The sequence below is a fragment of the Pseudomonas purpurea genome (genome assembly GCF_039908635.1).
GTDB lineage: Bacteria > Pseudomonadota > Gammaproteobacteria > Pseudomonadales > Pseudomonadaceae > Aquipseudomonas > Aquipseudomonas purpurea.
Window position 1 is genome coordinate 3381706 of record NZ_CP150918.1, and the last position, 20476, is coordinate 3402181.

General features: G+C 59.3%; 11 protein-coding genes and 3 pseudogenes. 11 read left to right on the plus strand and 3 right to left on the minus strand.

The genetic code is table 11. From position 1 onward, the window contains the following. The first annotated feature begins 399 nt into the window (after positions 1-399). Positions 400-1095 carry a tRNA (adenine(22)-N(1))-methyltransferase TrmK gene (locus AABM54_RS15290; protein ID WP_347900823.1) on the plus strand — a complete coding sequence of 232 codons (696 nt, stop codon included), beginning with the start codon at positions 400-402 and terminating at the stop codon, positions 1093-1095. Between the two features lie 124 nt (positions 1096-1219). On the opposite strand, the gene AABM54_RS15295 is transcribed toward AABM54_RS15290, so the two are convergent. Beyond that, positions 1220-1897: a phage protein Gp36 family protein gene (locus AABM54_RS15295; protein WP_347900824.1), complete on the minus strand. Its 678-nt coding sequence runs from the start codon at positions 1895-1897 to the stop codon at positions 1220-1222. A gap of 400 nt (positions 1898-2297) precedes the next feature. Between AABM54_RS15295 and AABM54_RS15300 the strand changes: the two genes are divergently transcribed. After that, positions 2298-4424, plus strand: coding sequence for a TonB-dependent receptor (locus AABM54_RS15300; RefSeq protein WP_347900825.1), 2127 nt, complete (start codon positions 2298-2300; stop codon positions 4422-4424). A gap of 113 nt (positions 4425-4537) precedes the next feature. Here AABM54_RS15300 and AABM54_RS15305 read toward each other — a convergent pair. Further along, a pseudogene (locus AABM54_RS15305) lies at positions 4538-4780 on the minus strand (LysR substrate-binding domain-containing protein); the annotation flags it as partial. A gap of 11 nt (positions 4781-4791) precedes the next feature. Here AABM54_RS15305 and AABM54_RS15310 point away from each other — a divergent pair. The 9 genes and pseudogenes from AABM54_RS15310 (at position 4792) to AABM54_RS15350 (ending at position 19145) form a co-directional block, all read left to right on the plus strand. Next, positions 4792-6018 carry an MFS transporter gene (locus tag AABM54_RS15310; RefSeq protein WP_347900826.1) on the plus strand — a complete coding sequence of 409 codons (1227 nt, stop codon included), beginning with the start codon at positions 4792-4794 and terminating at the stop codon, positions 6016-6018. 774 nt (positions 6019-6792) lie between these two features. Next, on the plus strand, positions 6793-9696 hold the full coding sequence (locus AABM54_RS15315) for a type VI secretion system tip protein TssI/VgrG (protein ID WP_347900827.1): 2904 nt from the start codon (positions 6793-6795) through the stop codon (positions 9694-9696). After that, positions 9693-14411, plus strand: a complete 4719-nt coding sequence (locus AABM54_RS15320) for an RHS repeat-associated core domain-containing protein (protein ID WP_347900828.1) — start codon at positions 9693-9695, stop codon at positions 14409-14411. The genes AABM54_RS15315 and AABM54_RS15320 overlap by 4 nt, the downstream gene beginning before the upstream one ends. Before the next feature lie 13 nt (positions 14412-14424). Then, entirely contained in the window at positions 14425-14943 is a 519-nt protein-coding gene (locus AABM54_RS15325) for a hypothetical protein (RefSeq protein ID WP_347900829.1), read from the plus strand. 239 nt (positions 14944-15182) lie between these two features. Beyond that, the gene (locus AABM54_RS15330; protein ID WP_347900830.1) at positions 15183-15446 is read left to right on the plus strand and encodes a PAAR domain-containing protein; all 264 of its coding nucleotides are present in this window, start codon (positions 15183-15185) and stop codon (positions 15444-15446) included. Between the two features lie 51 nt (positions 15447-15497). Next, positions 15498-15959: pseudogene (locus AABM54_RS15335) on the plus strand (transposase); the annotation flags it as partial. 229 nt (positions 15960-16188) lie between these two features. Further along, positions 16189-16572 (plus strand): hypothetical protein, encoded by a 384-nt coding sequence (locus tag AABM54_RS15340; RefSeq protein WP_347900831.1) that lies wholly within the window; start codon positions 16189-16191, stop codon positions 16570-16572. Positions 16573-16750: 178 nt separating this feature from the next. Then, the gene (locus AABM54_RS15345) at positions 16751-17236 is read left to right on the plus strand and encodes a GNAT family N-acetyltransferase (RefSeq protein ID WP_347900832.1); all 486 of its coding nucleotides are present in this window, start codon (positions 16751-16753) and stop codon (positions 17234-17236) included. Between the two features lie 201 nt (positions 17237-17437). Beyond that, positions 17438-19145: pseudogene (locus tag AABM54_RS15350) on the plus strand (amidase). Positions 19146-19429: 284 nt separating this feature from the next. Here AABM54_RS15350 and AABM54_RS15355 read toward each other — a convergent pair. After that, on the minus strand, positions 19430-20299 hold the full coding sequence (locus AABM54_RS15355) for an AraC family transcriptional regulator (protein ID WP_347900833.1): 870 nt from the start codon (positions 20297-20299) through the stop codon (positions 19430-19432). Positions 20300-20476: the final 177 nt, after the last annotated feature.

Here is a 20476-nt window from a genome sequence, read left to right on the forward strand (position 1 = left end):
ACCTTTTTCTGGTACATGCCACAACTATGGATAAACGCCGGAGGTTGTACATCGGCCGATGCTCCCAGGCGGGGTGGGAGTTTCAGACTAAAGGGAGGGAGAAAGAGGATGACGCGAAGGAGCGGCGCCGCATATTCCGTTTGTGAATGAGGGTATGACGCGGGTGCTCAAGGGCGGCCGGGCTTTAACCGCCAGCGCGTCGGGCCGAGACTGAACCTGCTCGGGCGGCCGGGTAGAAACCCTTTAATTCGTGTTGATCAAGCGCTCTGCGCGAGTGGCAGATAAGGGGCGAGCCATGGCCCTTGTCACATAAATTTGAAATGCACGGCGTTGCTCGACAGAATCTCGCCCCGATCCGGGCCAAAGGTGCCGGACGTTCGTGGTGAAAAGGGGCTGCAGTTGAACGAACAGACATTGTCCATGCGCCTGGAGCGCGTGGCGGCGCATGTACCAGCAGGTGCGCGCCTGGCCGATATCGGCTCGGATCACGGCTACCTGCCGGTGGCGTTGATGCGCCGTGGCGCCATCGCGGCGGCGGTGGCCAGCGAGGTGGCATTGACGCCGTTCCACGCGGCCGAACGCACCGTGCGCGAGAACGACCAAGCCCTGTCGATCACCGTGCGCCTGGCCAGCGGCCTGGCGGCGATCACGCCGGGTGACGGGATCACCGCGATCAGCATCTGCGGCATGGGTGGCGAGACAATCCGCGACATCCTCGACAGCGGCAAGTCGCGTCTGAGCGGCCAGGAGCGCCTGATCCTTCAGCCTAACGGCGGCGAGCAACCACTGCGCCAATGGCTGATGGAAAATGGCTACCGCATCCTCAGCGAGGAAGTGCTGCGGGAAAACCGCTTCGACTACGAAATCATCGTCGCCGAACGCGCCGGGCCGGTGATGTACACCGCCGAGGAGCTGTACTTCGGCCCGCTTCAGATGCAGGCTCGCAGCCCGGCGTTCCTGGCAAAGTGGCAGCGCAAGCTGCGCCAGAAGCAGCAGACCCTGACCCATTTCGCCCGCGCGGGGCAAGCCGTGCCCGAGGAGAAGGTGCAGGACATCGCCCGGCAAGCCCGGTGGATCACCGAGCTACTGGCTTGAACCCGCCACCTGATGCGCGGCGCGAAAAATTCGGGCTTCAATGCGCGATAAATGAGCGTGGAAAGATTTTCACACAGTGCAAAAGAATTGCATAAAGAAGGCCCCTTGTGGGGCCTTCTTCGTTTCATCCTGATAGTCGCTTAGTCGATACCCCCGGTTCCCATGTCGCCAATGCAGGATCTTGTGGCCGGCCTTTGCAGTCGACGCCGGCATCGAGCATGGCCAGCGCTTGAGAGAACAGGCGAAGCCCCATCGGGGCAAGCTCTCTGCGCCATAGCATTTGCGGGGTGTCATCTGGCCGAACGTGACACCAGTCTTGTGTGAGGACTGGCCCGGTATCCGCCCCGTCGTCCAGCCAATAGACCGAACCGCCTGTTACCGGCTCCCGCATATGAACCGCCCAATGCACCGCATCCCGGCCTCGGTGCATTGGCAGCAACGAGGGGTGGTAGCCCAGCGCGCCGTGTGCCGCCTTGGCCCGGACTTCTTCCTTTATGTAGACGTGGGCGTGTGCGGTGAGGATGTCCTTCACCGCATCGGGCAACGCGCCCTCGGGGCGGCGCTGATACAGCCAGTGCCGCGCCAAGTACACCACTGCATCCCGTAGCACGGTTGGCACCGGATCGAGCGGCAGGTTGTACCGCCCGCGAAGGTAGCCATCCACCAGCTCTTCAGCCTGACGCACGCCGTCCTCGATCACGCTTTCATTGGGCAGCATGGCGGCCGGATCATCGTTGAAGAGCTGAATCAGCGTCATCTCCGGGATGGCGTTGCCGATGTCGGCGCGGGTGCAGTAGCGCATAGGTCAGCCCGCCTTCAGCTCGATCAGGGCTTCAGGGAACAGGCACATAGCCAACGGGTTAGCCTGGGCTTGCCTCGCTCACTGACGACTGAGCGGGGCGTCTTCTTATTGCACTGGCTGCAACTGAATTTCACAAACCATCCCAACCTGTGCCAGCCTATCCCGGATTGGCCCAGGTTTATCTCACGTTCCCCCTGGTATTTATCTCAGTCCTAAACAGCCACCCTCTGCACTCTGAGAACCGTCAACCGCCTCCCACCCTCCCCCCAACGACGTGGCGGCAAGCGCTCCTGTCGATGCCCGGTTACCTGGCAAAAAAGCAAAATTGCCATGTGTTTCCTTCGTTCTTTCATACGTCGCAGTTTCCACTGTCCGTTCCTACATGTCTGGAGTTCTCTCGATGCCCTCGCCAAAATCCCTGCCCACTGCGCTGCTGGGGCTGGCCCTTGCCTGCCCGGCCATGGCCGAGGCCCAAGGCCTGGAGCTGGGACAAGTGCTGATTCGGGCTGAGGACCAGAGCAGCGAAGACCCGTCGGTCGAGGACGCCAAGGCCCGGCTTGCCCAGGTGCCCGGCGGCACCAATGTGGTCGACCTGCGCCGCCCCCTTCAGGGCCGAGTAGCCAGCAACCAGGATGTGCTGGCCTATCAGCCTGGGGTCTATGCCCAGTCTGCGGGCAATGAAGGGGTGAAGATCTCGATCCGGGGATCGGGGATCAACCGTGCGCCGGGCGCCCATGCCTCGGGGCTGTACGCAATGCTCGACGGTCTGCCGCTTACCGGCCCTGGCGGTACGCCCTATGAATTGCTGGAGCCGTTGTGGCTCGACCATGTGGAAGTGCTGCGCGGCGCCAACGGTTTCGACAGGGGTGCCTTGGCCTTGGGCGGGGCCATCGATTACGTCAGTCACACCGGTTATGACGCGCCGCTGTTGCAGGTGCGCTATGCGACGGGCAGCCACGGTTATCTGCAACGCCAGGTCAGCTCTGGGCAGGTGCTGGGTGATTTCGACTACTACGTGGCCATGACCGACGCACGCTCCGACGGCTACCAGGACCACACGGCCAGCGAGAGCCAGGGTGTCATCGCCAACTTCGGCTATCGCTTCAACCCAAATCTGGAAACGCGCTTCTACCTGCGCTACCGCCAAACCGACAACGAGCTCGCCGGGCGGGTGACCAAGCACTCCATCGAGCACGACGCACGGGCGGCCAACCCCACTTACCTGGCGCGGGACTACAACCGTGACCAGCCGGGCAGCACCTTTATCGGCAACAAGACCACCTACTACATCGATGATGATTCGAGCATCCAGGCCGGCCTTGCCTACCACGACTATCCCATGGACTTGCGCGAGGGTCCCAACCGCCTGAAGGTGGCGTACACGGATGTCAGCGGCACGTTCGACTATAAGCGTCGCGACACGCTCTGGGGCCTGGAAAGCCATAGCGCACTGGGGCTGCGAGTAACCAAGCACCTGCCCAATGCCGGCGCCAGCGAGTTCGTGCGCATCCCCTCCGGCAACACCGCTGGCTATGCGCCGGGCACGCACATTCGCAACTTCACCTACCAGGGCTCAGACACCGTCCTGCATGTGGGCAATGATCTGGAGATCGCCAACGACCTGTGGTTGACTACCGGCCTCGCCGCCCTCTATACCCGCCGTGAAAGTGCCGTGACCTACCCGCAAGGTGGTGGCAAGACCAGCCTGCACGACTGGGACTATGCCCCACGCCTGGGTCTGCGCTATCAACTGACACCGGACTTGCAGCTCTTCGGTAATCTCAGCCGCTCGGTCGAGGGGCCGCACCCCTGGTCGCTGATCTACAGCTCCAACATTCGATTCCCGGCGGGCAGCGGCGTCGCCACCGGTGCGCAGCGCGATCCGATCAAGCTGCAAAACCAGACCGCGACCACCCTGGAAATCGGCGGCCGCGGCGACAGCGCGATGGGGCAATGGAGCCTGGCCTGGTACTACGCCCAAGTGCGCCACGAATTGCTCTCGGTGTTACCGGATGCCAATGCCACCACGCCCTACGAGCTCAACGCCAGCCCCACTGTGCACCAGGGCGTGGAAGCCAGTTTGCAGAGCAACCTGTGGTCACCGGACAACGGCGGTCAATTGAGCCTGCGCCAGAGCTATACCTTCAGTGACTTCCACTACCGCGACGACGATCGCTTCGGTGACAACCGCCTGCCGGGCCTGCCGATGCACTATTACCAGGGCGAACTGCGCTACGACTGGCCCCAGGGCTTCTTCGCTGCGCTCAACACGCAGTGGGTGTCCAAAGTTGCAGTAGATTACGCCAACAGCTACTACGCCGATCCCTACGCACTGTTCGGCGCGACCCTGGGCTACAACGCGCCCAAGGACGACTGGCAGACTTGGCTGGACATGCGCAACCTGACTGGCAAGCACTACGCCGCCACTGTCACTCCGGGTTTCGACGACAAAGGGCTGGACGCGGCACGATCCACACCGGGTGAGGGTCTGGCGGTGTATGTCGGGGTGTCGTGGAGTCTGCGCTGAGGCCCTGGCGAGCAATCCGTGAGTGAAATGGCCGGGCTGCCGCCGCACAAGTGGGTGCCTGTTTAATGACTTGAGCGGTGTTGACCAGCCCCTTGGATTTTTACCCACACTGATCAGTTGAAAAGATGCCCGGCGACAAAGTCCACAAACACTCGAACCTTTGGAGAAAGATGACGGCTTGATGGCCAAAGCGCCCAGAACTGCCCTTCGTCACCTTGTAGCACAGCCACCAATCGTCCCTCATCAAGTGCCTCGCGGGCTAAAAAATCGGGCATATGGGCAATACCATGACCGTCAACGGCCGCCGCCAACATCGCTTCCATATTATTTAGAATCATCGCTACAGGCAGACGCAGCGCCGATAGGGGTGAATACCGTCATCTGGCTGGACTTCGCGCGCGCCGTGCAAGGGCTGGCCGCCGCCGCATCGCTGGCCAGCGGGTCTGCCGCGCTGGCCCACGCGTTCGATGGGCATGAACGAACGCGTGCGTTCGGCGCATTGGGTACGACCTTCGGAATAGGGCTGGCCTTGGGGCCGCTCGTTGCAGGCGCGCTGGGCGAATACTGGGGATGGCAGGCGATATTCCTGAGCACTGCTCTGATTACCGGAGTTTCTTTCTGCTTTGCTGCCTGTACTTTGCAAGAAAGTCGCGATCAAGCAGCTGGAAAACTCGACGTGGCAGGCCTGATTTCGTTCTCTGCTACTTTGGCCGGCTTCACGAGCGCCGTGATACTGGGGCCATCATACGGTTGGAACTCCCCCTTGATCGTCGCGCTGTTTATGTTATCGCTTGTGGGCGGGCTGATATTCGTGGCCGTTGAACTGCACACACCACGACCGATGTTGTCGCTGGGGTTGTTTCGCTATCCACGATTCGTTGGCGTTCAGTTGCTACCTGTCGGGACGTGTTACTGCTACATCGTGCTTATCGTTGTGCTACCCATTCGGTTGATCGGCGTAGAGGGTGCCAGCGCCTGGCACGCAGGTTGGATCATGCTCGCGCTGTCGAGCCCCATGCTGGTAGTGCCGCTTTTGGCGACATCGTTAACACGCTGGGTATCAGCGGGTGGGCTCTGCGCTGGAGGGTTCCTGATCGCTGCCACAGGTTTGTATGCATTAAGCTTATCGTCAATCAGCCACGGCTGGGCCGAGCTCATCGCCTTGCTGGTCATCGGAACGGGCACTGCGTTGCCATGGGGCTTGATGGATGGCCTGTCGATTAGCGTTGTGCCAACAAACCGTGCCGGAATGGCGACTGGCATCTTCAACACGACCCGTGTCGCCGGAGAGGGAATAGCGCTAGCGATCACCATGACTTTACTCGTCGAATTGACGAGCCATGCGCTGAGGCTGCGAATACCCGAACTCCAAGAGTCCGAACAAGTGACGTCGATTGCGCAGCACTTAGTGACTGGAGATCTGCGCTACGCCAGTGCTTTCCCGTTACATGCAGTTCGCCAGGCCTCCAACGACGCATTTCGTGTTCTGTTGCAAATGCTGGCAAGCTTCACCTTGATGACGGCGATTGCCGTTGCAGTATTCCTCAGAAGGCCCGCCCAGGTTTATACACCCTCCCCCGTTAGCGGTTCGTAATCGTCTTGGGAACACACCTGGCTGACACGGTCGGTTGACGCGATGGCATCATGTTGATCGGCCTGATCATATGTGTACAAAGAGGTTGGTCGCTCTATGATTCGATGAATCCAAGGCTGCAACGCCTTAAATGTCAGTATTCCAGGCAAGGGCAATAATGAAAAATCATGCAGCGCGCTATGCGCTATTTGTTTTAACGCTCTCAGTACTGTGCGAACCCGTACAAGCATCAGCGTGGCAAATTTGCAGTATGGAGCTACGTATCACGGATGTATTGAAGCGACCGTATCCGCAACTACAGGCCCAGATCCTGAAAGTAAGCCCAACGTCGACCACCACAGAATGTCCAGAGGCAGGGGCGACTGTTACGTTCACCCCGGAAACTACTGACTACCAAGCCCCGCTCCCACGCCGACAGTGGCCCAGTAAAGGCCAGTTGGTGCATGTTAACTACCGGTATCTGGATGGCATATGTAAAGGAGATGGCAATGAGCATGCGTGTCGTATCGAGCACTACCCATTAGGCGGTCGATAAAGGGTGTCAGTTATCAGCAAGGTGGCTCCCACGAAAAGCGATTTACACGCTTAACTGACAGGCATTACTCCGGGGAGGCCGTTTTTTTCACACCGAAACGACTACTTACTATAGTCACTCGCGGTGTCTGAACCGGGCCTTCCAAGCAAAAAAGACATCAAATGGCCACTATTCAGATTGACAGCATTACTAATTCCATTTCATCATAAAAAAAGGATTTTATAGACGGATAACACGGAATGTTTGCCCCTGCCAACCAGGCTCACTTCAGCCTGGCGATCGACGGATGCGAGCCTGGCTTTCAGGTACTGGCCTTCAAAGGCCGCGAAGCGCTCAATCAGCCTTTTACCTTTGAACTGGAGTTGGTCAGCGAGCGCTCCTCACTGAACCTCGAAAGCCTGCTGCACAAACTGGCCTTCTTGCAGCTCTCGCAAAACGGCACCGGCATTCATGGGCTGGTCTACAGCATCGCCCAGGGCGAGGCCGGCAAACGCCTGACCCGCTACCGGATCTCCCTGCGTCCGCAACTGGCCTACCTGGCCCATCGCGTCAATCAGCGCATCTTCCAGCAGATGACCGCGCCGCAGATCATGGCCCAGGTGCTGGAAGAGCACGGCATCCTCGCCAGCGACTATAAGTTCCAGCTCAGCGCGGTGTACCCCGAGCGCATTTACTGCGTGCAGTACGACGAATCCGACCTGCATTTCATCCAGCGCCTGTGCGAAGAAGAAGGCATCCACTACCACTTCCAGCACAGCGCCAGCGGCCATCTGCTGGTGTTCGGTGACGATCAGACGGTGTTTCCGAAACTCGCGCCGGTGGCCTATCAGCAGGACACCGGGCTGGTCGCCGATGACCCGGTGATCAAGCGCTTCGGGCTGCGTTTGGCCACCCGCACCAGCCGCACCACGCGCCGCGATTACGACTTCACCAAGCCGCGCATCGAGCTGGAAAGCGACGCCAAGAGCAGCGCCAAACCGGACCTTGAGGACTACGACTATCCGGGCCGTTTCGTCGACCGCGAGCGCGGCAAACACTTGGCCAACCGGGCGCTGGAACGTCACCGCAGCGACTACCGACTGGCCGAAGGCAACAGCGATCAGCCGTTGTTGGTCACCGGGCATTTCCTGGCCCTGACCGAGCACGCCAACCCGGCATGGAACGACCTGTGGCTGCTGACCGAAATCCTCCACGAAGGCAAGCAGCCGCAGGTGCTGGAAGAAGTGATCAGCAGCGACGTCACCGACCTCAAGGACGATTTCCATCAGGGCTATCGCAACAGCTTCAGCGCGATCCCGTGGGACGTGCCGTATCGCCCTCCCCTCGATCACCCAAAACCCAAAGTCCTCGGCACCCAGAGTGCAATCGTCACCGGCCCGGCCGGCGAAGAGATTTTCTGCGACCAGTATGGCCGGGTGAAGGTGCAGTTTTTCTGGGACCGCGAAGGCGAGTTCGACGACAAGACCAGTTGCTGGATGCGCGTGGCGTCGAACTGGGCCAGCCAGAATTTCGGCTCGATCAACCTGCCGCGCATCGGCATGGAAGTGCTGATCACTTTTCTCGAAGGTGATCCGGATCAGCCGCTGATCACCGGTTGCCTGTACCACGGCGTGAACCTGCCGCCGTACAAGTTGCCGGACTTCAAGACCCTGGCCACGGTCAAGAGCAAGGAATACAAAGGCAGCCGCGCTAACGAGTTGCGTATCGACGACACCACCAGCGAGATCAGCATCGCGCTGCGCAGTGACCACGGTGCCAGCGCGATCAACCTCGGCTACCTGACCCATCCGCGCCCGTCCGGTGGCCAGCCGCGTGGCGAAGGCTTTGAGCTGCGCACCGACCGCCATGGCGCGGTGCGGGCGGCGGCGGGTTTGTTGATCACTACCGAACCCCGTCACCACGAAAGCAAACACCACAAGGACCTGCCGGAAACCGCCGAACGCCTGGCCACCGCCAGCGAGCAGCAGGACGGTTTCGCGATTCAGGCCCGCGAGGTGCAGGCCCAGGAACCCGGCGATCAGGACGACGTGGCCAAGGCCCTGCATGCCCAGCACCTGGGCATTCTGGGCACCGGGCCGGGCGACCTGAGCACCAACGAATTCCCCGAGTTCGTCGAGCCGCACCTGGTCCTCGCCAGCCCGGCCGGCATCGCCCTGACTACCCCGCGCTCGACCCACATCGCCACCGGCGAACACCTGGCGTTGAGCAGCACCGGCCACACCAGCCTGGCCATCGGCAAGCGCCTGCTGGCCAGCGCCAGCCAGGGCATGCGCCTGTTTGTGCAGAACCTGGGCTGGCGTCTGGTGGCGGCCTCCGGCGACATCGATCTTCGGGCGCTGAAAGACAGCATCAACCTGCTGGCCAAACTCAACATCACCGCCAACGCCGACCGCATCACCCTCACGGCAAAAACCGAACTGGTGATCCAGGGCGGCGGCAGCGCCACCACCTACAACGCCGGCGGCATCACCCATGCCACCACCGGGCCGTACACGGCCCACGCGGCGAACTTCGCCTACACCGGGGCGAAAAGCCTGGCCGGTGTGTTCCCCGAACCGCCGAAACCCGGCAAGGGCAATCTGGAGCTGTTCAACCTGTACGCCAACCGCCAAGGCCTCAAGGATGGCGATTTCGAAGTGATCGACGCCCTCGGCAAGAGCCTCAAGGGCAAGCTCGATGCCAAGGGTTTCGCCACCGTGGCTGGTGCCGCACCGGGACCGGCACGGGTCATGTTCGGCAAAGACCCAGCGGACACCTGGAGTGTTGGCAGCTATGTCGGCAAGCCCGAGTGGCCTCAGCAACCACCCGGCGCGGAGAGTATTCCGGCGCAGGTGCAAGCCATGGTGGCGAGCCTCCTGCCCAGCGGTAGCAGCGCAATGCTGGAAAAGGGCAAGGACCTGATGCAAGGCGCACAAGGCGCGATGAAAACCGCCCAGCAGGTCAAGGGGCTTGTGCCAGGCGGACTCGCCGGCATGCCACAACGGGCCAGTGCATCCCTGCCGAGCGCCTCGTCGGTGTTGGGGGCCGCGAGCAAAGCCGGTCAATTGCCGGGCTTAGCCAGCGTACCGAGCCTGCCGTCTGCGAGCCTTCCCAGAATTCCTCTTCAGACCCCGAGCCTGATGGCCGCTGAGATGCTTTCATGACCACTAGCAAAGCTGTTAAAAAATCACGCGAACCCCAAGTAGCGCCTACCCCCCTGAGCGAGGTCTACATTGAGGACGTGGCTGCGGGCGCCGAAAATTTCGATGCCTGGCTGCGAGAGATCAGCGACGACTGGGTCAACCTGGAGCGGATCAAAAACGTCGCGGGCGCCCTGCCTGCGGTGGGCAACGTCATTGCGCTGATGGATGCCCTGGGGGACATCGTCACACTGGCCACCAGCGAGGAGCCTGACCCGTTCGTCTGGGTCAGCCTGGGGATCAACCTGATCGGGGTTATCCCGCTTCCACCCACCATGGCCGCAGCGCGCATGAGCTTGCGGCCGATGCTGTTTCTGGTGCGCCAGGAGGGCAAGAAAGCCCTGGGCGACGCCTTGATCAATATCCTGATCGGGCACTTGAACGCCGATATCGTCGGCGCCCTCGATGACTTTGTCGGAAATAAGGCCAAGGCACAGCTCAAGGACCTGCTGGACGCCGTCGGCAAGTACGGCGAAGCGATGGTGATCGACCTCGCCAAGGGGCTGGAGGCACTCGCGACCGGGACGATTGATACCCAGACCGACCTCGACTCCTTCGGGCGACATGCGGATGCGTTACTGCATAACCCCAGTGAGATCATCGACAATTCCTATGGTGCCGCCTCAAGTATCCTCAAGCTCACTTACAAGAGCCTGGCCAACGTGGCAGCAGACGCCCTGATGCCGTCAAAGGCCAAAGCGCAGGTGCTGCGTAACACGCCCAAGTTGCGGGCCCTGGCACCGCAGCTACGCCGCGAGCTGAACAAGCTGGCCGATCCACAAAACCCGGACTCCCTTGAGCGCCTGCGCCAGACCCTGGCGGACAGCGTGAAAGAATGGACGCTGCGCAACGAAAACGGCCAGGGTGCCAGCGTCAAACCCGATGCCGTCAGCCAGGCCAAGTACCTGGCGAGCGCGGGTGCGCTAGAGGTGACCCGACGCCAGAAGCGCGGAAAAAAGCGCCCCAAAGAACAGAAGAACGGCGCTTGCCCCGGGACCTGCAAAAGCATCAGTTTCGCCATGGGTTCGGAATCCATGGAACACACCGACTTCAGTCTGCCAGGACCGTTCCCGGTGGCATGGACCCGCACCTACTGCTCCGCCCTGAGCGCCTACGATCAAGGTGTCATGGGGGCTCGCTGGATCAGCGAATTCACCACCCGCTTCGACTGCGTTGACGACGGTCTGGTGTTTCAGGATGCCGACGGCCGCAGCCATGACTATCCATTGCCCAAGGTTGGCCTGTTCCATTACGACCCGATCGAAAACTTCACCCTGGTGCGCTCCGGCGAACAGCAACTGGTGCTGTGCCGTGGTTTCGAACGCAAGGAAACCTACGTCCGCCATGGCCAGCGCTACCTGCTGAGCGGTATCGTGCAGCGCAATGGCGCGGGGATCATGTTGCACCACGAGCATCGGCATGACGACCTGCCGGTGCTGTCGGACCTGATCACCTATCAGGACGATGTGACCAAGGTGCACCTGCACCTGGGCACCCTGCTCGACGATCATGGTCGCTTGATCGGCCTGTGGGAAATCCGTGACGGCGCACCCCAGCGGCAACTCTGCGCTTACCAGTACGACGCTGTCGGTGATCTGGTTCAGGCTCAGGATGAAAACGGCGCGGCCTGGAATTATCAGTACCAGCATCACCTGATCACCCGCTACACCGACCGCACCGGCCGCGGGATGAATCTGCAATGGGAAGGCCTGGGCGCCGACGCCAAAGCGGTGCGCGAATGGGCCGACGATGGCAGTTTCGACACCCGCCTGGAGTGGGACGAAAACATCCGCCTGACCTACGTCACCGATGCCCATGGCTACGAAACCTGGCACTACTACGACCTCCTTGGCTACACCTATCGCATCCGGCATGCCGATGGTGGCTCTGAGTGGCTGTTCCGTGATCCGGCCAAGAACGTGGTGCGCCACGTTCACGCCGACGGCAGCACCGACCGCTTCAGCTACGATGACCGGGGCAATGTCCTGGAGCACATTCGCGCCGACCACACCGTGGTGCATTACGCCTACGACGACCAGAGCCAACTGATCAAAATCAGCGATGCCGAGGGCGGTCAGTGGCAACGCGCTTATGACGACCACGGCAATCTGGTGGAAGCCCTCGACCCGCTGGGCAACAAGACCGAATACGCCTACGACGCAGCGGGCCTGCCAACGGCAATCAAGGATGCCAACGGCAACGAGAAAGCCCTTGAGTACAACGACGCCGGTCAGTTGGTGAAGTACGCCGACTGTTCGGGCAAGACCAGCGCCTGGGAGTACGACGATCGCGGCCAGATGATCTGCTTCACCGATCCGGCTGGACAGAGCACCGAGTACCAGTACAAGACCGGTCAACTGGTGCTGATCAAGCACCCCGACAAAACCGAGGACCGCTTCGAGCGTGATGCCGAGGGGCGTTTGTTGGTGCATGTCGATGCCCTGGATCGCTGCACCACTTGGAGCTATACCGTCGCCGGCCAGATCGCCGAGCGGGTCGATGCCGCCGAACAAACCCTGCGCTATCGCTGGGATCGCCTCGGCCGCTTGCAGACCCTGGAAAACGAAAACGAGCGGCGCGCACACTTCCACTACGACCCGATGGGCCGACTGCTGGAAGAAACCGGTTTCGATGGCCATACCACGCGCTACCAATACGACCAGTACACCGGTCGCTTGCACAGCACCATCAGTGGCGAGCGCAGCATCGCGGTCAAGTTTGACCCGCTGGGCCGCCTGACTGAACGCCTGGCCAGCCTGGGTCAGCTGACGCAACGAGAAACCTTTGCCTACGATGGCAACGGCAACCTGGTCATGGCCTGCAACGATCAGAGTCGCTTGCAATGGTTTCACGACCCTGCGGGCAACCTGGTGCGTGAACACCAGCACTACCTGGGCCTGGAAAAACCCCAGGTCGCGGTCTGGCAGCACGAGTACGACGTGCTCAACCAGCGTATCGCCACCGTGCGCCCGGACGGCCATCGCGTCAGTTGGCTGACCTACGGCAGCGGCCACTTGCTGGGCATGCGCCTGGATGAGCATGAACTGATCGGCTTTGAGCGCGATGACCTGCACCGGGAAGTTGCCCGCCATCAAGGCAACCGCCTGCTGCAAACGCAAAAGTGGGACCCGGCCGGACGCCTGCAAGAACAGTTGCTGGCCCGTGGTGACGACAAGTCCACCCTACTCAAGCGCGCCTACACCTACGATGCCGCTGGCCAGCTCACCGACATCAATGACAGCCGTCGCGGCCCCCTCGCCTACCGCTACGACCCGGTCGGCCGACTGCTCAGCGCCACCACTCGTCAGGGCGTGGAAACCTTCGCCTTCGACCCGGCCGGTAACCTGCTGGACGAGAAAGTCCTGCAAATCCGTCGACCACTGGATCAAGACCAACCGCGTAGCAAACTGCTGGATAACCTCCTGCGTGAGTACACCGGCACCCATTACGAATACGACGAGCGCGGCAACCAGATTCAACGCTTGCACAACGGCAGTTACAGCCGGATGCAATGGGACCTGTTCGACCGACTGGTGCGTTTCGAAGATGCTCGCCTGGCCGTCGACTATGCCTACGATGCCCTCGGCCGACGCCTGCACAAAAACTCCAGCGTCCATTACAAACAACGCCCCGAGGCCGGCTCCCAATGGAACCGCAACGAGCATGCGCGCAAACAACGCGAACTGGGCTGCGGCTTCACCTTGTATGGCTGGGACGGTGACCAACTGGCATGGGAAAGTAGCCCGGCTCAGCACGAAAGCGGCACTGGCCGCACGGTGCACTACATCTTTGAACCGGGCAGCTTCGTGCCGGTGGCGCAGGCGCTGCGGCATCAACCGATTCACCTGACAGGCCAACCGGATTACAGCGGCAGTTACAGCCTGGATGACGACCCGTTGTGGAATCACAAACCGACGGTACTGCCCTTCGAGGCGCTGGCCTGGTATCAGTGCGATCACCTTGGTACGCCGCAGGAACTGACCGACCCACACGGCCACACCGCCTGGAGCGCGCAGTACAAAGCGTGGGGCGAAGTACGTGAACAGCGCTCGGAATGGGCGCAACAGCAAGGGCTGACCAACCCGATCCGCTTCCAGGGGCAGTACCACGACCATGAGACGGGGCTGCATTACAACCGCTACCGTTACTATGATCCAAGTGTTGGGCGGTTTGTCAGTAAGGACCCGATTGGTTATGCGGGCGGAGTGAATATTTATCAGTACAGCAACAACCCTATCGGCTGGACAGACCCGTTAGGTCTCAGTCCGCGATGCCGATATGACTCTAATATGAACCCATTAGAAAAAATGGCGCACAGCATACATGGCGAATCCCTGAAACCTGGTGGTTCACCCAGATCGTTCAATAGCGAAACAATTGCTGTAGCTGTTCTTGCCAGTCCCGATGGAAAGACTCAGACCGTTGCTGCGTCTAGTCGAGGGCGAATGTCAGGAGCGCAGAAAGGGAGAGCAAGTATCCTGGGCGTTGCGCCTATTAGTGTACCAAACGTCTCAGGACCGGAAGGTCATGCTGAGGTAAACATCATCAATAGGTATGCAGAGGAAAATAATATGAAGGTGATTGATATTGCTGCAAGTCGCCCTATATGCTGCTCCTGTGAGGGATCTATTCTCCGCCATGGCGCAAACCCTGTATCGCCTCTCAAACGCAAAAAGTGAATAAGGATCCACAATGAACAAGCTAGAGAAAGTGTCTTTATTTGTACTACTAAGGGCGTTTGATAGATTTGGAAACATGCTCAATACGATGAATATTGGCGCACCAAAAGAAGCGACTTCATTCATAAGTAAATTATGGGATTTTCTTGCTACAGACAATTCAAAATTAAGCACAAGAGCAATAAACAGAGCAATAAGCTCTGCCGTAGTTGATGAACAAGACGCTAACGATGATGAGGTGGTTAGAAACTTGTATTTTTACGCGCTTTCAGATCTTCTTGTATTCTTCACTGAAGGAACTTCGGATAGCTTGGGGGCGGCAGAAAGCTCTATCATTGATGCCTATAATTATATCGCTGGTCAAAAGTACCTACTTGAAAAAAAGGGAGGCAAGGCTGTCATCTTGAGTGATGAGGAAGAGGAGGAAATAATGAAAGATCCAATATGTAGCGATGAGATCTATTCATTGCGATCGGATAGGGCCTTTGCAGAAGGCATCGTTGATTGGGGGAGAGCTCTAGAATTTCGTTGATGTAATAATTTTCGAGCAATTAATCGAGATCATTATTAAAATATAAGAATTACTGATAACAACTTCGTATTGACCTCTCGAAAATTAGCGTTATTGGGCAATAAGATACGTCCACCCGAATTGGATCAGACACAAGTTCGCTGTCTGAGTCGGGGACATTAGACAATGCGGATGATTTCAGAAAGTCCGCATTCCGTAGTGGATATTGCTTAGGCAACTACTGGCAAAGGAATGGCTTAGTGAAAGACATCATCCGCTTGGGCGACTCCACCACTCACGGTGGAGTCGTACTCGAGGCCTTTTCCCAAACCGACCTCAACGGTAAACCCATGGCCGGTGTCGGTCATAACGTCAGTTGCCCGCTGTGCAAGGGTATCTTCCCCATTGTCGAGGGCAGCAGCACTTACACCGTGGGCGGAATCGCTGTGGCACTGGACGGCATGAAAACTGCCTGCGGCGCAAGCTTGATCGCCAGCGGCCCAAAGGGAGCGGTGATTAGTTGACCTCATTCTAACTTCTGGATTATCCGCCCACCACACACTCAGCGCTCGAACCTGGCCGGCAAACTGCTGACTGCAGATATCTTCAATGAACCCCGCCGAAACGGACGCCCACGGGCAGATGATCGGCTGATGCTCAACGGCGTGCTATGGGTGCTCTGTTCAGGCGCCGCCTGGCGTGACATGCTCGAGCGCTTCGGCCCGTGGTCAACGGTGTATCAACGCTTTCGCGACTGGCGTAATCGCGAGACTTTCGACCAGATGCTCAAGCGACTTCACATCCGATTGAACGAGCAAGGCCTGATCGACCTGGAAACCTGGATGATCAATTCCACTGCCATTCGTGCAACCCGAGCCTCATCAGGCGCCGGGAGTTACCGAATGCAGTTGGTAATCCCGCTGCGCAGCATGAAGTGCAAGCCGGGGCTGGGCTTGCCAGGACTGTTTGGTCGCCCCAAGTACCGGCAGCGCAATATCATCGAGCGCATGTTCGGGTGGCTGAAGGAAAAACGCCGTCGGTGGACGCCCTCCCGGTGAAGCAGTAGCCTACCGATAGAAATGCTCGACGACATATCTCGTCGCCTATGCCGCGCTTCTCTTTGAGCCATATCGTGTCTGTCACGAGCAGCTTGATGCCTAACAACGGCTTACGGAGCGGCGAGGAATTTTATGCGACAGCCTGTCGTGTTTGGACGCCACATAGCATGCTGGCCAATTGTAGTTATGCCCTATGAACCCAATTCGAATGAAACGCGACATTGAAGAAAATGCGGAGACCATTCGCCATCTTCATGCCCGCATCAAAAAAAGCGTTAAGACTCGTGACGCTAGCCCACTGAAGCGACGCGAATGGGAACTGGCTTGCCAGGAGTTCCATGCAAGGTATGAGGCTTTATCTTTTCCATGTGATTTTCGAGAAGCACTACAAAAAATCGACTCTGGCGATCAGCTCTCGGTTGAGTCCGCATTGTGCTTTGTAGAACTGAGGCCATACTTTTATCGCTCAGGCTATATGTACAAAGATCTAATCCGTAAGCTTAAAAACGCAACGCTGGACGGTAGCCACCGTGAAAGACGTGACGCAATTATTTCTGCCTACCATCAATGGAGAGCCGGTAACCGTACATAACCATCGGTTCAAATCGATCGCAACGAGGCGTTCATCTAGATGACGCTTGCAGAATCGATGGCAGCGGAGTGAATGCTTACTGGTAACTTCCGGCCAAAACAGCCATTGCGCAGCGACAAGGTATTCGCCCTCGACATTCTTATGCGACGATGAAGTTTCGCTATCTTTTAGGCAGGTCATGGAAATTCGACTGACGGACGAGAAAGACTGGATGCTGTTGAAGCAAGTTCGCCTTGCTGCGCTTTTGGACACGCCGACCGCGTTTGGTGTGAGTTACCAAACAGCCGCTCATTACAGTGACGAGCAGTGGAAAGAACGCGCCTCGTCTGCGGCTGGGCCGCAGTTCTGGTTGGCCATCAAGGAAGGCAAACCGGTGGGAATGATCGGTGGCGGGGTCAGTCAAACGAATCGCTATAACTTGATCGGAATGTGGGTTGAACCCGCGGCGCGTGGCTCTGGCGTGGCCACTGAGCTGGTCGAGGCGGTGAAATCTCGCGCGAAAGAAAACGGACACGCTTGCGTTTTTCTGGACGTTTCTCCCGACAATGCAAGGGCCTCAAGCTTCTATCTGAAGCAGGGTTTCTCTTTCATCGATGAATGGGAACCTTTAGTCAGTCATCCGCACATCATGGTTCAGACGATGCTCTGGGCTGTACAGGACTGACTAACAGGCGAACCTGTTTGCTGTACGTGCGCAATGGATCAATTGCAGCCCTTCGCAATCAGCCATTATCGGCCGGTGAACCACTACACCGATGCCTCCGCTCCCGGCTTGGTGTTAAATAGCGCAGGTTGTAAGCCCAGACCCTGCCTCGCAATACAGTGCAACGAGAACCACTATGAACACCCATTTTGAGAGAACAGCATGATCGAGGTCACCGAGGTTTCCATTGCCGAGTTGCGTGCTGCGCTCGAATCGGGCCAGACCACGTCGCTTGAGCTGGTCCAGGCCTACCTCGCCCGAATCGAGGCGTACGACGGTCCCGATACGCCCACCGCCCTCAACGCGGTAGTGGTTCGCAACCCCGAAGCGCTGCAAGAGGCGCAAGCATCCGACGCCCGTCGGGCCAAAGGCGAGACGCTGGGCCCCACTCGATGGCATCCCCTACACGGCCAAGGACAGCTACCTGGTGAAGGGCCTGACCGCCGCATCCGGCAGTCCCGCTTTCGTCAACCTGATTGCGTATCGCGATGCGTTCACCATCGAACGGCTTCGCGCTGCCGGCGCAATTTGCCTGGGCAAGACCAACATGCCGCCCATGGCCAACGGCGGCATGCAGCGCGGGGTGTATGGCCGTGCCGAGAGCCCCTATAACGCTGACTACCTCACCGCCCCTTTCGCCTCCGGCTCATCGAACGGCGCCGGTACCGCCACCGCCGCCAGCTTCGCGGCTTTTGGCCTGGCAGAGGAAACCTGGTCGAGCGGACGCGGCCCTGCCTCGAACAATGGCCTGTGTGCCTACACGCCATCGCGTGGGGTGATCTCGGTGCGCGGCAACTGGCCGTTGACGCCGACGATGGACGTTGTCGTGCCGTTTGCCAGAACCATGGCCGACCTGCTCGAAGTGCTCGACGTGGTGGTCGCGGAGGATCCCGACACTCGCGGCGACCTGTGGCGGATGCAACCCTGGGTGCCGATTCCGAGCGTCGCCTCGGTGCGTCCTGCGTCTTATGCAGAACTGGCCGCGAAGACCGACGCGCTCGCCGGAAAGCGTCTCGGCGTGCCCCGGATGTACATCAACGCGGACCCCGAAGCGGGCACCTCTGAAGCGCCGGGTATCGGTGGCCCAACGGGGCAACGCATCAACACCCGCCCTTCGGTGATCGGGCTCTGGGAGCAGGCTCGCCAGGCACTCGAAGCCGCTGGCGCCGAAGTGATTGAAGTCGACTTCCCGCTGGTCTCCAATTGCGAGGGTGATCGGCCGGGTGCGCCGACCGTGTTCAATCGCGGCATCGTCTCCAAAGAGTTCCTGCACCATGAGTTGTGGGACCTGACGGCTTGGGCGTTCGATGACTTCCTGCAGGCCAACGGCGATCCGAATCTGAACCGTCTGGTCGACGTCGATGGCCCGCTGATCTTCCCGCACGACCCAGGCACACTGCCCAACCGCGAGGGCGACCTCGCCGCGGGCATGGACGAGTACGTGCGGATGGCCGAGCGCGGCATTACCCCGTGGGACCAGATCACCACGGTGCCGGACGGACTGCGGGGGCTTGAACAGACCCGTAAAATCGACCTTGAGGACTGGATGGACCGGCTCGGCCTCGATGCCGTGCTCTTCCCGACCGTCGCCGACGTGGGCCCGGCGAATGCCGATGTCGACCCGACGTCTGCGGACATCGCCTGGAGCAACGGTATCTGGGTCGCCAACGGCAACCTCGCCATCCGCCACCTGGGCGTGCCCACGGTCACCGTACCGATGGGCGTCATGCCGGACACCGGCATGCCAGTCGGGCTGACCTTTGCGGGTCGTGCGTACGACGATTCGACGTTGCTGCGGTTGGCTTCGGCGTTTGAATCGACCGGGACGAAGCGGATGATTCCGCCGCGGACTCCAGCATTGCGCACATAGGGCACACCGGAACAGACCACGACTTCAAAAACCGTTGAAATCGTGGTCTGCCCCCGAATCCATTGCGAACGCCAGAGGATCGAGCAGCGCGGGGTTGATGCACCTAAGTGACAGTGAGCTGTTTTCAGTTGTAAAAAACCCACATATCTGCGGGTTTTCATTGCCTGCCCTTATTCTGTAATTTCCGCCTTTGTATCCTGTGAGGCGGGGACTATTACCGGCAACTTCCGACCCTGAACGGACACTCGTCAACGTCAGCTCAGGGTCGAAAGCTCCTTGCTCCGCTATTGCAGCGGAACATACACATCGGTTTGCCATTGATCCTGTGGTGTCTCGGGATGGACGCTCAGGTAATTGAAGAATAGCGGCTGGTCACGAAGTTCCTCTCCACTGGCAGGAAGCCAATCGCGGTAAATCGGATAGATCGTTTCGCCGATGTGATCCGGTGACCCCACGTGTCGCACCACGACGTAGCGACCGGCAGGAATGACGACCTCGTGCACGCCGAACTCATTCGGCGCCACGGCCTCGTGAATCTCGCCGCAGATTGCGAAGCGGAATGCTTGTGGAGGTGTCGTATCGGGGTTGCTATAGGGAATGCCAAAGGTGCGACTCGATGCCACCGGCGACTGCCCGCTCTGCATACGCCACTCGATGAACGTACGCACGCTCTCATTGACGAGCCCGGCAGGTCCGCAGTGCTCAAGCGCTGCTACCTTGACTTCAGGGAAATCTATGATTCGTACTTGCATGATGATAGTCCTAGAAAAGTGAGGGATTGCGAATACCGCACTCCAGACCTGCCAGTTCGGTTCCTTCCTGAACGCACTCGGCGTCATACCGAACGCCCGCCTGAACGCCCTGCAAAATGCCTCGGGACTTTCAAAGCCGGCACCGAGTGCGGCGTCCAGTACCGAGTGATCAGCGAGGGCGGCCAGGCTATGTGCCGCGCGTCGTAGTCGCATCAGTTGCACATAACGTGAGACAGGCACTCCTACGAACGCGGTGAATTGTCGATGGAAGTGGAACGCCGAAAAGTTCGCCACATGGCTCAACGTCTTCACCGACAGGTCACCTTCGAGATTGGCATCAATGTAGGCGAGTACGGCGTTAAAGCGTTTTGTGTAAGCGAAATGGGTCGGCATGTCAGACACTGGAAAAAGCTCCTGGATGTACGGTCGGCAATAGAGTCGACTATAGCGGCGTGAACGCGCCTAGCCGCGTTTGCTCAAGGCACGCTTTGCGCCTGGAACTTTCCTGGAAAATGATGTCAATGTGATAGCGCGTCACGGCGCCAAAAAATCCTGGATCAACCAGTACCAGGCTGTTTC

What these genes read in the sequence shown, in the direction of transcription:
- AABM54_RS15295 (WP_347900824.1), bottom strand. Translation starts at nt 1,897, where the DNA reads ATGCGCTACTGCACCCGCGCCGACATCGGCAACGCCATCCCGGAGATG.
- AABM54_RS15300 (WP_347900825.1), top strand. Translation starts at nt 2,298, where the DNA reads ATGCCCTCGCCAAAATCCCTGCCCACTGCGCTGCTGGGGCTGGCCCTT.
- AABM54_RS15315 (WP_347900827.1), top strand. Translation starts at nt 6,793, where the DNA reads ATGTTTGCCCCTGCCAACCAGGCTCACTTCAGCCTGGCGATCGACGGA.
- AABM54_RS15320 (WP_347900828.1), top strand. Translation starts at nt 9,693, where the DNA reads ATGACCACTAGCAAAGCTGTTAAAAAATCACGCGAACCCCAAGTAGCG.
- AABM54_RS15325 (WP_347900829.1), top strand. Translation starts at nt 14,425, where the DNA reads ATGAACAAGCTAGAGAAAGTGTCTTTATTTGTACTACTAAGGGCGTTT.
- AABM54_RS15340 (WP_347900831.1), top strand. Translation starts at nt 16,189, where the DNA reads ATGAAACGCGACATTGAAGAAAATGCGGAGACCATTCGCCATCTTCAT.
- AABM54_RS15345 (WP_347900832.1), top strand. Translation starts at nt 16,751, where the DNA reads ATGGAAATTCGACTGACGGACGAGAAAGACTGGATGCTGTTGAAGCAA.